This is a genomic window from Streptomyces sp. NPDC043952 (assembly GCF_056435325.1).
In genome coordinates this window covers 336,751-349,804 of record NZ_JBWKES010000003.1, presented here as the reverse complement: position 1 = coordinate 349,804, position 13,054 = coordinate 336,751, and the positions used below count along the sequence as shown (strand labels likewise).

Genomic DNA, 13,054 nt, shown 5'->3' with positions numbered 1-13,054 from the left:
CCTTGTGAGCGCTGCGCGCCGCTCAGTAAAATGTCACACACCACAGAAGGGGTTCCTCGATGACCGCCACCACTGCGTCCAACCCCGACACCACCTGGAACGCCGAGCGGCCATGGCGCGGCATCATGGTCGCCACCGCACTGCCCCTGCGCGACGACCTCGCCATCGACTACGACGCCTACGCCGAGCACGTCCGCTGGCTCCTCGACAACGGCTGCGACGGGGTGGTGCCCAACGGCTCCCTCGGCGAGTACCAGACCCTCACCGACGACGAGCGTGCCCGCGTCGTCCGCACCGCCGTCGAGGCCGCGGGGGAGGGCGCGCGCGTGATGCCGGGCGTCTCCGCCTACGGCAGCACGGAGTCACGCCGCTTGGCCGAGGAGGCCGCCGAACAGGGCTGCGCGAGCGTCCTGTTGCTCCCGCCGAACGCCTACCGAGCCGACGAGCGGGCGGTGCGCGCCCACTACGCGGACGTCGCGCGGGCCGGGTTGCCCGTCGTGGCCTACAACAATCCCATCGACACCAAGGTCGATCTCACCCCCGCGCTTCTCGCCCGACTCCACGGCGAGGGAAGCATCGTGGCCGTGAAGGAATTCAGCGGCGATGTGCGCAGGGCCTATGAGATCGCCGAAGTCGCGCCGGAACTCGACTTGTTGGCCGGCGCGGACGACGTCCTCCTCGAACTCGCCCTGGCGGGCGCGGTCGGCTGGATCGCCGGCTACCCGAACGCCTTCCCCGCCGCCTGTGCCGAGTTGTACCACTCCGCCGTCGACCGCCTCGACACCGCGCTCCCGCTGTACAAGTCCCTGCACTCGCTGCTGCGCTGGGACTCCAGGACCGAGTTCGTGCAGGCCATCAAGCTGTCCATGGACCTCGTCGGCCGCCGCGGTGGCCCCACGCGCCCACCGCGTATGCCGCTGTCCGCCGAGACGGAGACCTCGGTCCGCACAGCGACCGAGAAGGCCGTCGCCCTCGGCCTCCGCTGACCGGAACGGCCTCAAGGGAAAGTTCATTGCGTACCCGTCACGTCTTCCACGCCGTCGACTCGCACACCGAAGGCATGCCCACCCGCGTGATCACCGGTGGTGTCGGGGTGATCCCCGGAGCCACCATGGCGGAGCGGAGGCTGCACTTCATCGAGCACATGGACCACTTGCGCACGCTCCTGATGTACGAGCCGCGCGGTCACGCCTCGATGAGCGGCGCGATCCTCCAGCCGCCGACGCGCCCCGACGCGGACTACGGAGTGCTGTACATCGAGGTTTCCGGGGTGCTGCCGATGTGCGGACACGGCACCATCGGCGTGGCCACCGTCCTCGTGGAGACCGGCATGGTCCCCGTCGCCGAGACCACGACCGTCCGCCTCGACACCCCGGCCGGCCTCGTCACCGTGGACGTGCACGTCGAGGACGGTTCGGCGAAGTCGGCCACGCTCACCAACGTCCCCGCCTACTGTGTCGGCCTCGACCGCAAGGTGGACGTACCGGGGTACGGGACGGTGACGTACGACCTCGCCTTCGGCGGGAACTTCTACGCCTTCGTCGAACTGAGCGCGCTGGGGCTGCCGTTCGACCGCGCGCGCAAGGACGACCTGCTCGCGGCCGGGCTGGCCATCATGGACGCGATCGACGCGTCACCGGACCGCCCCGTTCACCCGGAGCAGCCCGAGATCGCCGGGGTCAAGCACGTCTATTTCGCCGCCCCCGGCTCCGACGCGTACCGCTCCCGCCATGCCATGGCCATCAAACCGGGCTGGTTCGACCGCTCACCGTGCGGCACCGGTACGTCGGCACGCATGGCCCAGTTGCACGCCCGCGGCGCGCTGCCGCTGCACCGCGACTTCGTCAACGAGTCTTTCATCGGCACCGAGTTCACCGGCCGTCTCGTCGCGGAGACCGAGGTGGGCGGGATGCCCGCCGTCGTTCCCCGCATCACCGGGCGCGCCTGGATCACGGGCACCGCCCAGTACTTCCTCGACCCGGACGATCCCTTCCCCGGTGGCTTCCTCCTGTGACCACGGCCCTCGCCTCGAACGTCTCGCGGGGCTGGCCAATCCTTCCGACACCCCCGCCGCGGGGGTTTTCACCGCTGCCCGCGCCGTCGAACAGGCCCGTGCCGCCCAGCCCCGCTGGTTCGCGTCCGGCGCGGCGCTTCCGGTCGGTCGGCGACGGACACGGTGCCGTGGCCGCCGGCCTGCTCCCCGGTTGCACCTGTGCACTTCTCTTGCCCGGAAGGACCCGGTGGGCGGCCCATGCCGACGCGCGGGAACTCCTGACTCAGGCCGTGTCATCCGGGGTTCGGTCCGGGCCACCGGCGAGTTCGCCGAGCCGGATGGGCTGGGCGATCGGCCGGTGGTGCGGGCCGGCCACCGGCAGGCCCTCGACCGGCCGGTCGGGGGGCTCGCCGCGCAGCCGTGCGCTGAGCTCGGCGACCGTGGGGCCGCACACGCGGGCCTGGCACGGGCCGAGACCGGCGCGTGTCTCCAGCTTGGCGACTCTCGCGGCGGCACTGGCCACATTGGTGACGGCTCGGCAGAGCGACGCGTAGTCGGTCTCCTCGCAGCGGCAGACGACCGTCTCCGGCCGCAGCCATCCGGGCCAGGCCGCACCGATGGGGTGCGCTCGGGCCAGCCGCTCGGCGAAGGCCCTGCCCTGGTCCCGGCCGCGGCGCAGGCTGCGCAGGGCGGGGGCCGCCGGATCGCCGCCGCCGGCCACCCACCCGGCGAGCGCGCCCTGTGCCCGTGCGGCCGGGGCGCCCGCGATGCCGGTGATCTCGCCGCAGGCGTACACCCCAGGACAGCTGGTGCGCTGGTCATCGTCGACGGCCACGAACTCGCCGGCCGGCGAGCCGCGCAGCGCGCAACCGGCGGCCACCGGAAGCTCCAACTGCGGAGTGAAGCCGTGGCTGACGCACACCGCGTCGACCGCGATGGTGCGCTCACTGCCCGGCACCACCGACCAGTCGCCGCGCAGCCTCGCGATGACGACCTCCTCCACCCGGCCGTCACCGCGCGCCTCGATCACGGCGCGGCCGGTCCGTAAGGGCACCCGATGCCGTACCAGTGCCGCCGTGTACTCCACGAGCTCGGCGGCCTTCCCGGCCTGCGCGGCCAGCTCCCAGGGGCGCCGTGACCAGCCTCGCGCCATGGTGGCCGTCGCGTTGGCCTCGAACACTGCCAGCACTCGGGAGCCGGCTTCCAGCAGCGACGCGGCCACCGGGAGCAGGAACGGTCCGGTACCGGCGACCACCACCCGGTCCCCCACCACCACTCGTTCACCCTTGGCCAGCGCCTGTGCCGCGCCGGCGGTGAACACGCCGGGCAGGTCCCAGCCGGGGAACGGGAGCACCCGGTCGTGGGCGCCGACGGCGAGCACCAGCGCGTCGGGGTCGAGTCGGAGACGACGCCGGTCGGCGCCATCGGCCGGGCCGCGCAGCACGTGGACCCTCGGTGGTCCGGGTTCGTGCGGGGCCGGGCGTTCCAGCGCCCACACCGTGCTAGCCGGCCACCAGGTGCAGCGTGGGTGCGCCAGCACCCGCCGACGGCATCGGTCGAAGGCTCGCCAGCCATGCTGGAGCCGCTCCGGGCGGGCGGCGGCGTAGGCGGCCGGCAGCATGCGGTGGTACTGGCCGCCGGGCTGTTCCGCCGAGTCGATCAGTGTCACCTCGGCTCCGGCCATCAGCGCGGTCTCCGCCGCGGCGAGACCTGCGGGGCCCGCGCCGACGACGGTGACGTGAGGGGGCGTCACCTCTCCCCCATTCCGGACTCCCGCACGGTCCCGGTCCCCAGCGTGTCAGGCTTCCGGGACTGAAGGGTCACCACGTCACCGTCACGTGCCCGGCGGCGGCAGGCGCGCACGTCGCGCTCGGCGCCCACGGTCACCAGACAATCGAAGCAGACGCCGATTCCGCAGAACACTCCGCGGGGGGCGCCGGAGACGCCGCGGCGCCAGCCAAGGCGGCCGGCCGCGAGCATCACGCCCGCGATGCTCTGGCCGTCGATGCCCGGTACGGCCTCGCCGTCGACGGTGATCAGCAGCGGCCTCTCCCGCCGCCCGACCGCGTCGGCCTCGGCGCGGACACGTCTCGGGCTCATGCCGTCTCCTCACTCGCGGGATGTGCTGTCGCGCCCAGTACGGCCGGGCGGTCCACGCGGAACGCGGTCACGTCGATCTCCGTCGGCAGCTCCAGGATCAGGTCCCGCAACAGCCGGGCGGTGCCCACCGACAGACCGATGCCGGCGCCCTCGTGGCCCCCGGCGTGCCAGAGGCCGGTGAGGCGCGGGTCGGCGCCGATGATCGGCAGGTGGTCGGGTACGTAGGGCCGGAATCCTCCGTACGCGCGCATCACCGGGACGCCGGCCAGGCCGGGGAACAGCCGCAACGCCTTGGCGGCGATGCGGGACAGGACTCCGGGGCGCAGCCTGTCGTCGAAGCCGACCCGCCGGCGTGCGGAGCCGATGAGGACGCTGCCGCCGCGGGTGGACTCCACCACCGCCGACGTCTGCAATTCCCCGGCGCTGCTGCCGACCGCGTCCACGTAGTCGGCGTCATAGACCTTGTGGAAGACCGTCGGCGGCAGCGGCGTGGTCACCAGTACATCGCCGCGGCGGGGGCGGACGTCCACCGGGGCACCGAGGCGGGCGGCCAGCTCGCCGGCCCATGGTCCCGCGGCGTTGACGAACATGTCCGCCTCGATGAGGCCGGCCGCAGTTCGCACCCCGGTGAGACGCCCCGCGCGCACGACGGCGCCGACCACCTCGCATCCCGTCCGCAGTTCCGCGCCGCTCCGCAACGCGTCGGTGAGCAGGGCCGCGGCCGCCGCGGCGGGCTGCACCTGGGCATCGTCGGGGTAGTGCAGTGCCGCGGTGTGGTCGCGGGTGACCGACGGCTCGGCCGCGGCGAGCGCGTCGGCGTCGAGGACCTCCGCGCGCACACCCGCGGCGCGCTGGGCGTCGGCGAACCGGGACAGCTCGACGGCCCCGGCATCCGTGGTCGCGACGACGATGCCCCCTTTGGGCTCCCACTCCACCGCGCGCGCCGCGTGGGCGGACCTCTCGGCGATGCCGGCGAGCACCTGCGGCCACAGCCTCCGGGACAGCTGGGCGAGCTCCAGCTCCGGGCCGGGTCCCTTGTCGGAGACCAGTACGTTGCCCTCGCCGTGCGCGGTGGTGGCCTGGCCGGGGTCGCCGCGGTCGACGACGGTGACCTGGACCCCGGCCAGGGCCAGCTCACGGGCGCAGGCGGCGCCCACGATCCCGGCGCCCAGCACCGCAACCCGCGTTCCGTTCACGGAACCCCCACTGTTCGCTATATCGAACGACCGGGAGGCTATGAGGTCCTGTCCGATGTGTCAACGGTCACATCCGGCCGGACTCCTTGTCGGCGCCGCTCCGCGCTCGCGCCCGCTGCCGGACAGGGGGCGTCGAGCGCGGGGGCGGACAGGTGCGGCCGCTGATCGGCCCGGTACTGCAACAGCAGCACCGAGCGCACCTCGCCGGCGAGCGCCGTGTAACTGTGGGGCAGCGCCGCGTCGAATCCCACACAGTCGCCCGGACCCAGCTCCACCTCGCGCCCGTCCACCCGCACGCCGAGCCTGCCGGCCTGCACGATCGTGTGCTCGGTCCCGACGTGCCCGAGGGAATCCTGTCGGCCACCGCCCCGCACCCGCTGGTCGTAGACCTCGAAGACGGCGTCACCCGACTCGATCCGCCGCAGTGAGCGCAGCTCGACCGCCTCGCCCCGCAGCACCTCCACCTCCTCGGCGCGCACCAGGACCAGTCCGTCGGAAGGCCGGGCGTCCAGCAGATCGGAGATCGGCACCTCCAGCACGCGCGACAGGCTGAACACCGTCTCGATGGTGGGGTTGCCCGTGCCTGACTCCAGCTGCGACAGCGTCGCCTTGCCGATCTTCGAACGCCGGGACAGCTCGGAGATCGACAATCCTCGCCGGGTCCTCGCACGCCTCAGGTTGACGGCCAGCATGCCCCGGATCGAGCCCTCGGCGGCACTCACACTCTTCCCTCTTCTCCCCCACCTCCGTTCGCTATACCGTACGGAGCGGCGCTGGTTCGTTCGCTGTCCCGAACAGCTTCGGACATCGCGCCGCAGCACTGCAAGAAACCCGGCCGTGGCTCTCGCAAGGGGCGCGATGGAACTCGAACTCCGACACCTGAGGATTCTGTGCACGATCGCCGACACGCTGAGCCTGGGCCGCACGGCCACGGTCCTCGGGTGCTCGCAGCCGGCGGTCAGCAGCCAACTGAAGCGCATCGAGCGGCTGTTGGGCGCGGACCTGTTCGTCCGGGGCAGCGCGGGGGTGACACCGACGCGCTTCGGGGTCGAGGTCGTGGTGCGGGCGCGTGAGGTGGTGGCGCTGGCCGACGCGATCGGGCGGCGGTCCACCGCGGGACGGCTCGGGACCGACCGGGTGCTGCGGCTGGCCGCGACCAACACGCCCATTCTGCCGGGCCTCCTGCAACGGGCACGCGCCGTCCTGCCGTCGCTGAACACACAGGTGAGCAGCGTCTACTCCTCGGCCGGGATCGTGGGTCTTCTCGAAGAGGGCAGGCTGGACGTCGGCGTCGCCGTCGACTACCCGGGAAGCGAGCTGCGGCACTCAAAGGCCGTGGCGCGACGCGGAATCGTCACCGAGCCGAGCTTCGTCGCCCTGCCCGCCGGCCACCCGGCGAGCGCGCGGTGGGACGTGTCGCTGCGCGAGCTGGCAGGCGACGCCTGGTTCCTGACACCCGACGACGGTGCGGGCTGGCCCGGCGTCTGCTACGACGCGTTCCGGGCAGCCGGCTTCACCCCCGCCACGGTGCACGAATTCCTCGGAGACCGGGACCAGTTGCAGCGGATGATCGCGGACGGGCTGGGGGTCTCCGTCGTCCAGGCGACGTGCAAGCCGAATCCGGGCGTGGTCGTCAAGCCGCTGTCCGGCACGCCCCTGTGGTGCCGCTACGTTCTGGTGTGGCATCGCGAGCGCGTGTCCGACGTGATGGCCGAGACACTTTTCGGCGCCGCCCTGGCCGCCTACGAGGAACTCATCGGCCGGGCACCGCACTTCCAGGCGTGGGCCGCCCGCCACTACCGCACCCCGCGTACGTAGGCCGCGGGATGCGAACGGCCGGTGCGCTACCGAGACCGCGGCGCGTCGACCGGGGTCGACCGGGCCGCGGTCTCGGCTCAGTCCGTGTCGGTGACCGGGACTCAATAGGAGGTCGTGACGGTGACCCCCTTGAAGTCCGTCACCGCGTACAGGCTGATGTACCGGTAACCCGCTTCGGTGTTGGTGACGGTGATGCTCTCGGTGTTGCCGGAGTTGGTGGACCTCTCGGTGTAGGCGGTGGGGCCGGCCCAGGTCGCCGGGTCGTAGTAGAGGTCGGCGTTGCCGCTGCCGCCGCTGGTGGTGACCTTCAGGGTGGTGGTGCCGGCCGGCAGGTAGATCCAGAAGTAGTCGGTGTCACCCGCCACCCCGGACTGGTCGGAGCGGTAGCAATTACGGTCCAGGGCCTGGAGGTTGGAATCGGTGCACGCCGTGGCCGAGCCGCTGCCACTGCCACTGCCACTGCCACTGCCACTGCCACCGGCCAGGGTGTCGAGCCAGGCGGCGAAGTCGGCGTCGTAGCCGGTGCCGATGCTGTTGTAGACGGTGTACGCGCCCTGGTAGTCCCCGGTCCGCATCTTGGCCAGCATGGCCTGTATCCGGTCGGGGTGCTTCTCGGTCATGTACCGGACGGCCAGGTAGCCCCACGGGTAGGTGCGGGTCTCGTCGTCGATGGCGTAGGTGTTCTGGAACAACTGGCTGAGCTTGTAGGTGTGTTTGGCGGCCTCGGCGATCGCGCCGTCGTCGGTGATGCCGCGGTAGGTGTAGGAGACGTACTCCGCCTGCCCTTCTATCCACCACACGTCCGGCACGGTGACCTGGGTGCCGAAGTCGCCCTTCATGTCGTAGACGGACTGCAGGACGTGGGCGAACTCGTGGTTGAGGTTCCACGCGTTGGCCGGGAAGCCGTTGTCGGTCGGCCACTGGTAGAGGATGGAGTAGGCGATGTTGTGGGGGTCGGTGGGCGTGCCGGTCATCGTCTCGCCGCCGTTGTCGGTGTCGTTCCCGAAGATCGCCCACGAGTAGGTCGCGTAGTCGGACTTGCTCCCGAAGATGACCATCTTCACGTCGAAGTACTCGCCGGGTATCGGCGTGCTGGTCTTGACCTGGTCCTGGTAGAACTTCACCTCGTTCGTCAGGCTCGTGCAGACGGCGGTCTGTTCCGTCGCGGTGAGCGCCTGCGCCATGACGGTGAAGTCGGCACAGGGGTAGTTGATCGGCAGTGCGGCCGCGGTGAGTTGTTTCGCCAGATCGCAGACCCCGTAGTAGGAGCACTGCTCCGGATCGCCGGTGCTGGCCCGGTAGGCGACGTGCACCCACAGGTTGTCCGTGGCGCCGGTGATGGACGAGCCGTCCAGCAGACCCTTGATGAGTGGGCGGATCTTGCCCTGAAGGGCCGGGATCTGGATGAAGTTGGCCAGGTCGTTCCCCGCGTTGGAGTCGAGGACGTCGTTGCCGCCGCCGAGCAGGTCGCGGTGGTCGAGGGTGAAGTGGTAAAGGGTGTCGGCGATGCCGGGGTCGGCGGTGATCGCGCTGACGAAGTCCGGGAGCCACGGGCCGCGCCACAGCGGGGTGTAGATCGCGTTCAGCGCCCGGTCCATCTCGGGGACGGCGTCCCAGGTAGCGCTGTCGTAGGCGTTGAGGTACCGGGAGTAGACCTTCAGGTAGTCGGCCTGCGCCTGCGCGCTGTCGGAGAGGACGAACGCCTGCTCCAGCACGCCGCCGTTGCCCGCGCTTACGTCGTTCGCGTGGCCGCTGGCGAACAGCGTGTCCAGCCCCTTCTCGGTGGCGCCGCGCAGCGAGGAGTCGTAGGTGCCGACGTCCTGGGGGTCGCCGTACTGCACGTAGTAGCCGGCGCGCATGAAGTACATCAGTTCGTACAGGCCGCCGGAGTCGTCACCCGTGTACGAACTGACCGCGCTCGTGAGGCCGTCCGCCACCGCGAGCATCTGCGACTCGTTGAACACCGCGTGCGCGTCCGAACCGGTCAGGCTGAACAGCGGGTTGAGGCAGGAGTTCCAGTCCACTGTCTTGATGTACGACACCAGGTCGCTGCCGGACCGGCCCGCGAAGTCCGCCGTGGTGCACGCGGCACCGGTCGCGTTGAGCGCCGTGTGCCCTGACAGGTGTGGCTTGGACGGCTTGGCCGAACCCAGGGCGGCCGGCTCCCCGCGGAGCTTCGGGGGCAGTGGTTTCGCCTGTGTGGTGGGGGTTTGGGACTGGCCGGTCTCGGGTCCGGTCGGCGTGGCCTTTCCGTGCTGTCTGGCCGCCTGTACGGCCGCGGAGGGTGCCGCGGAGGGTGACGGGACCGGCCCGGTGGCAGCTGGGGCCGCGGCGGCCTGGGCGGTCATCAGGCCCGCGACGAGCCCTCCGGCCGCCAGCCCGGCGGCCAGGATTCTGGGCAGGAGTGGTCGAGACTGCATCACGTCTCCAGTGGGGGGAGCGAAGGGGAGGCCACCCGAAGAGGCGGGCAGCGGTATGTAACATTGCACTGACGTGAAGTCACGGGCAATACTCACGGGCCCAGCACTGTCCCCGGCCGACCCATAACACCGGTGCGCGGGAGTGCCGGTGCGAGGGGCCGCCCACGCCCGACCGGAGCGAGAAGCGACGACCAGGACGCGATCGGCGCATCACACATCTACGGGGCCACGTACGGCGGCTTCCTGGTGCCGCCCGGCAACGGCGGGGCCCATCTCGGGGCCCTCTTCCGGTACGACGACGGGTCAGGACCGGCAACGGCCACCGTCGGCCGGGAGTTCCGCGACGCGCTCAACGCCGCCCGCGCCACCGGGTGTCCGGCCGATCCGGGGCCTCTTCCGCTCCCCAGCGCGAGGGAGTCGGCGGCGGACACGTTCCCGCGGCGACCGGAGCTGAACCGGCCGAACGCGGGCACTCGGAAGGCGTACGGCCGGTCGCCGAAGGAGGAGAAAGTGGAAGACGGGTCCTCGTTGAAAGCTGTGGGGTGGGCACGGACACTGCCCGTGAGCAGCGGGGTGAAGGCGGCCAGGGACTGGACACGGACGCATCTGGAGACGCTCGGCTGGACCCGGACGCAGCCGGAGCTGGTGGACTCGGTGCTGCTGACCGTCTCCGAACTCGTCACCAACGCCCACCTCCACGCCCACAGCACGGCGCAGCTGATCCTCACCTGGGACGAGGGCTGCCTCCATGTGACCGTGCACGACGCCGACTCCAGGCTCCCCGAGCAACGGCGTCCCGACGCCGACTCCCCCGGAGGGCGCGGCCTGTTCCTGGTCGACGCCCTCGCGCATGAATGGGAGGTCCACCGCTGCCCTCGCGGCAAGGACGTCGTCGCCTGCTTCCGGCCGCCGCAGCCCTCCGTCGAAGCGTGACCGCGGCGCCGGTGCACCCGGCTGCCACGTCGGGTGCACCGGGCCGTCGTTACCTGCCTGTGACACCGAACGGACGATTCGAGGACCGGTGCCTGACAGGCTCGGGGCCGGCGCCGCTGTACCGCGCCGCTCGACCTTTTTCCACGTTCCTGGGGGGGAATGTACTCATGACCACGCGTATGCGCACCGTCGCTGCCGCCATCGCCGTGGCCGCGACCGTCACCGGCACCGCGCTCCTGGGCGCCGCCGGAGCCGCCTCGGCCGCCACCGGTGCCTCGCACGGCACCCTGACCGTCAGCAACGGCACCAAGTACGTGCTGATCGGCGGTCGAAAGGTGAACTTCGGGGTGCCGGTCCGGGATCTCGCCTGGTCGCCGAACGGAGCCAAGGCCGCCTTCCTCGACGGCTCGGGCAACCTGGACATCGCCAATCCCGACGGCAGCGGGCGCGTCGTCGTCGCCAGGAATCCCGGCAACCAGAACTGGTCCCACCCGACCTGGCAGGTGACCGCGAAGGACTCCCGGTACAACATCCCTGCCAAGGACAACCTCATCTTCGCGGCGCGCGCGGGCGGTGTGTCCCGGCTGAAGTACGTCTCCGCCAAGGCCGTCCACGGCACGCCCAAGACGCTGTCCCTCTTCGGCGACCCCGGTCCGGGCGGCCAGCTCCCGCAGACCGGCAACGTCTGGCCGAACGCCGCCGGCCACTACGGCACTTCGGTGTACGCCAACGACCACACCGGTTCCGTCTACATCCGTGACGACTATCTGCGCCAGCAGGGCACCAAGCTCGCCAAGGGCTCCGAGCCGGCGCTGTCCCCGACGAACGAGGAGGAAATCGTCTTCGTGCGCTCGGTCGCCGGTCACGACCACGTCCTCGTCGAGGACCTGACGCACGGCAACCGCGTCAAGGACCTCACCCCGCATGCCACGACCGACTACACCGAGCCGGCCTGGTCCCCCGACGGCAAGACCCTCGCGGTGCGCACCCCGTCGGGCACGGTGACCCTGCGCGCCGACGGCACCGGCCGCCCGGCCAAGGCCACTTCGACCACCGGCCTGGCGGCGTACCGCCCCTGAGCGCGGACGGCGAGAGGGACGGGCGGGTCCGGGGCGCGTGGCGGGTCAGCGCGCGGTCCGGGCCAGCTCGGCCCGCAGTTCGTCCAGGTGCTCGTCGGCGGTGTCGTGCGGCAGGAACTCGACGACGTCGAGGAAGCGGAACAGCACCCGGCTGGCGGTGACGGCGTACTCGTACTCCGCGAAGCCGACCACCGCGCCCATGCCGCCTCGCACGGCTCCCCGCACCACATGGGCGGTCATGTCGTCCGGCTCGGCCGCCGACATGCCGCGCCGGGCGTTGGGGCGGGCCAGGTAGGGACAGACCATCGAGGCGTACAGCATGCACGCGCGATGTCCCGGTCCTTCGAGGGTCGGCGCGAGATTGCGGTACGGCCGCCCGGCGGCCAGCGCCTCGCCGATCGCCGCGCTCTCCGCGGCGCCCACCACCCGCCACACCGGGCCCCGCGGCATGGCCCGGTCGCACACCGAGCACCGGCGCTCGCGGGCGCAGGCGGCGCTGCGGTCGTAGTCGGTCAGTGCGAACTGGGGCTCGTCCGCCTCCCAGGGCGTGATCGCCGGCACGGGGTAGCCGCGAACGTCACGGGGCCGGGCCTCGACCGACGCCGGCATGGGAACACTTTCGAATCGCACAAGGTCATGCCTACCAGGTCGACGGCGGAGGGCCAAGAGCCGCCCAGAGCCGCCGAGAGCCGCAGTATCGCCCGGACATCCGCTCTCGGAAACGCCGGCCAGGGCCGCTTCCCGCCGCCGAACGGTTGACACATGGGCATCAGTCCGTCCTCTTGGTGGTAGGTCTGACCGGTGTCCGGCGGCGGCACGAGCGCGGCTTCCCGGTCACTCAGGCCACGATCAGGAGTGAGAATGCCCCCAAGTCCGGCGTCCTGGTCCTCAAACGGTTCCCGGCGCCCTCTCCTGCGGGAGCGCTGGCGCCGAGCACTGAATGAACACACCGCGCCCGCCCAGCGCTCGCTCATGGCCGCCTGGCTCGGGTTCGGCTGCACCTTCGGCGCGGCACGGCTGATCACGCACGGCATCCGGGGCGGCTGGCTGCCTTGGGGCAACATCTCCACCGGCAAGACACATCTGCACCACTACAACTTCGGCATCGCCACGCTCGCGGGCGTCGGACTGGTGGCGGTCCGCGGCGACGAAGCCTTCGTCGGCCGCCCCGGAATCGGTGCCCTGTACGGTGCGGGTTCGGCGCTGATCGCCGACGAGTTCGCCCTGCTTCTCGACCTCAAGGACGTGTACTGGGCCAGGCAGGGGCGCATCAGCGTGGACGTCTCCCTGGGCATCCTCAGCGCGCTGGGTCTCTATCTGACCGCGGTCCCGTTCTGGCACGAGATCACCAAGGTCACCCGTGACCATCTCCAGGGGCGCTCCGGCTGAGCGCCGGTGAACCGGCACCGGTGCGGCCCGTCGGGGGGGGGGGGGGGGGGGGGGGGGGGGGGGGGGGGGGGGGGGGGGGGGGGGGGGGGGGGGGGGGGGGGGGGGGGGGGGGGGGGGGGGGGGGGA

The 13,054-nt window shown here is 71.6% G+C and carries 12 protein-coding genes; 6 read left to right on the top strand and 6 right to left on the bottom strand.

Annotated features, from left to right (window positions below):
- Positions 1 to 59: 59 nt before the first annotated feature.
- A complete protein-coding gene (locus AC069R_RS05180) occupies positions 60 to 986 on the top strand; it encodes a dihydrodipicolinate synthase family protein (protein WP_478764653.1) in 927 nt (308 codons plus the stop codon).
- Between the two features lie 26 nt (positions 987 to 1,012).
- A complete protein-coding gene (locus AC069R_RS05175) occupies positions 1,013 to 2,014 on the top strand; it encodes a proline racemase family protein (RefSeq protein ID WP_478764652.1) in 1,002 nt (333 codons plus the stop codon).
- Positions 2,015 to 2,276: 262 nt separating this feature from the next.
- Here the strand turns inward: AC069R_RS05175 and AC069R_RS05170 are convergent, their stop codons facing one another.
- Genes AC069R_RS05170 through AC069R_RS05155 form a run of 4 tightly spaced genes read right to left on the bottom strand, consistent with a single transcriptional unit; the run spans position 2,277 to position 6,011 of the window.
- Positions 2,277 to 3,746, bottom strand: a complete 1,470-nt coding sequence (locus tag AC069R_RS05170) for an FAD-dependent oxidoreductase (RefSeq protein ID WP_478764650.1) — start codon at positions 3,744 to 3,746, stop codon at positions 2,277 to 2,279.
- Positions 3,743 to 4,093 carry a (2Fe-2S)-binding protein gene (locus tag AC069R_RS05165; protein ID WP_478764648.1) on the bottom strand — a complete coding sequence of 117 codons (351 nt, stop codon included), beginning with the start codon at positions 4,091 to 4,093 and terminating at the stop codon, positions 3,743 to 3,745. Before AC069R_RS05165 ends, AC069R_RS05170 begins: the two co-directional genes overlap by 4 nt.
- Positions 4,090 to 5,289 carry an NAD(P)/FAD-dependent oxidoreductase gene (locus tag AC069R_RS05160; RefSeq protein ID WP_478764646.1) on the bottom strand — a complete coding sequence of 400 codons (1,200 nt, stop codon included), beginning with the start codon at positions 5,287 to 5,289 and terminating at the stop codon, positions 4,090 to 4,092. Before AC069R_RS05160 ends, AC069R_RS05165 begins: the two co-directional genes overlap by 4 nt.
- A gap of 38 nt (positions 5,290 to 5,327) precedes the next feature.
- Positions 5,328 to 6,011, bottom strand: a complete 684-nt coding sequence (locus AC069R_RS05155; protein ID WP_478764645.1) for a helix-turn-helix domain-containing protein — start codon at positions 6,009 to 6,011, stop codon at positions 5,328 to 5,330.
- 136 nt (positions 6,012 to 6,147) lie between these two features.
- Here AC069R_RS05155 and AC069R_RS05150 point away from each other — a divergent pair, with 136 nt between their 5' ends.
- Positions 6,148 to 7,107 carry a LysR family transcriptional regulator gene (locus AC069R_RS05150; protein WP_478764767.1) on the top strand — a complete coding sequence of 320 codons (960 nt, stop codon included), beginning with the start codon at positions 6,148 to 6,150 and terminating at the stop codon, positions 7,105 to 7,107.
- Between the two features lie 101 nt (positions 7,108 to 7,208).
- On the opposite strand, the gene AC069R_RS05145 is transcribed toward AC069R_RS05150, so the two are convergent.
- Positions 7,209 to 9,527, bottom strand: coding sequence for a M9 family metallopeptidase (locus AC069R_RS05145; protein WP_478764643.1), 2,319 nt, complete (start codon positions 9,525 to 9,527; stop codon positions 7,209 to 7,211).
- Between the two features lie 561 nt (positions 9,528 to 10,088).
- Between AC069R_RS05145 and AC069R_RS05140 the strand changes: the two genes are divergently transcribed.
- Positions 10,089 to 10,460, top strand: a complete 372-nt coding sequence (locus AC069R_RS05140) for an ATP-binding protein (protein WP_478764641.1) — start codon at positions 10,089 to 10,091, stop codon at positions 10,458 to 10,460.
- A 167-nt stretch (positions 10,461 to 10,627) separates the two neighbouring features.
- On the top strand, positions 10,628 to 11,539 hold the full coding sequence (locus tag AC069R_RS05135; protein WP_478764640.1) for a hypothetical protein: 912 nt from the start codon (positions 10,628 to 10,630) through the stop codon (positions 11,537 to 11,539).
- A gap of 45 nt (positions 11,540 to 11,584) precedes the next feature.
- Here AC069R_RS05135 and AC069R_RS05130 read toward each other — a convergent pair whose 3' ends face one another.
- Positions 11,585 to 12,148: a hypothetical protein gene (locus AC069R_RS05130; RefSeq protein WP_478764638.1), complete on the bottom strand. Its 564-nt coding sequence runs from the start codon at positions 12,146 to 12,148 to the stop codon at positions 11,585 to 11,587.
- Between the two features lie 363 nt (positions 12,149 to 12,511).
- Here AC069R_RS05130 and AC069R_RS05125 point away from each other — a divergent pair, with 363 nt between their 5' ends.
- Complete coding sequence (locus tag AC069R_RS05125) at positions 12,512 to 12,928, top strand: hypothetical protein (RefSeq protein WP_478764637.1); 417 nt, start codon at positions 12,512 to 12,514, stop codon at positions 12,926 to 12,928.
- The last annotated feature ends 126 nt before the right edge of the window (positions 12,929 to 13,054 follow it).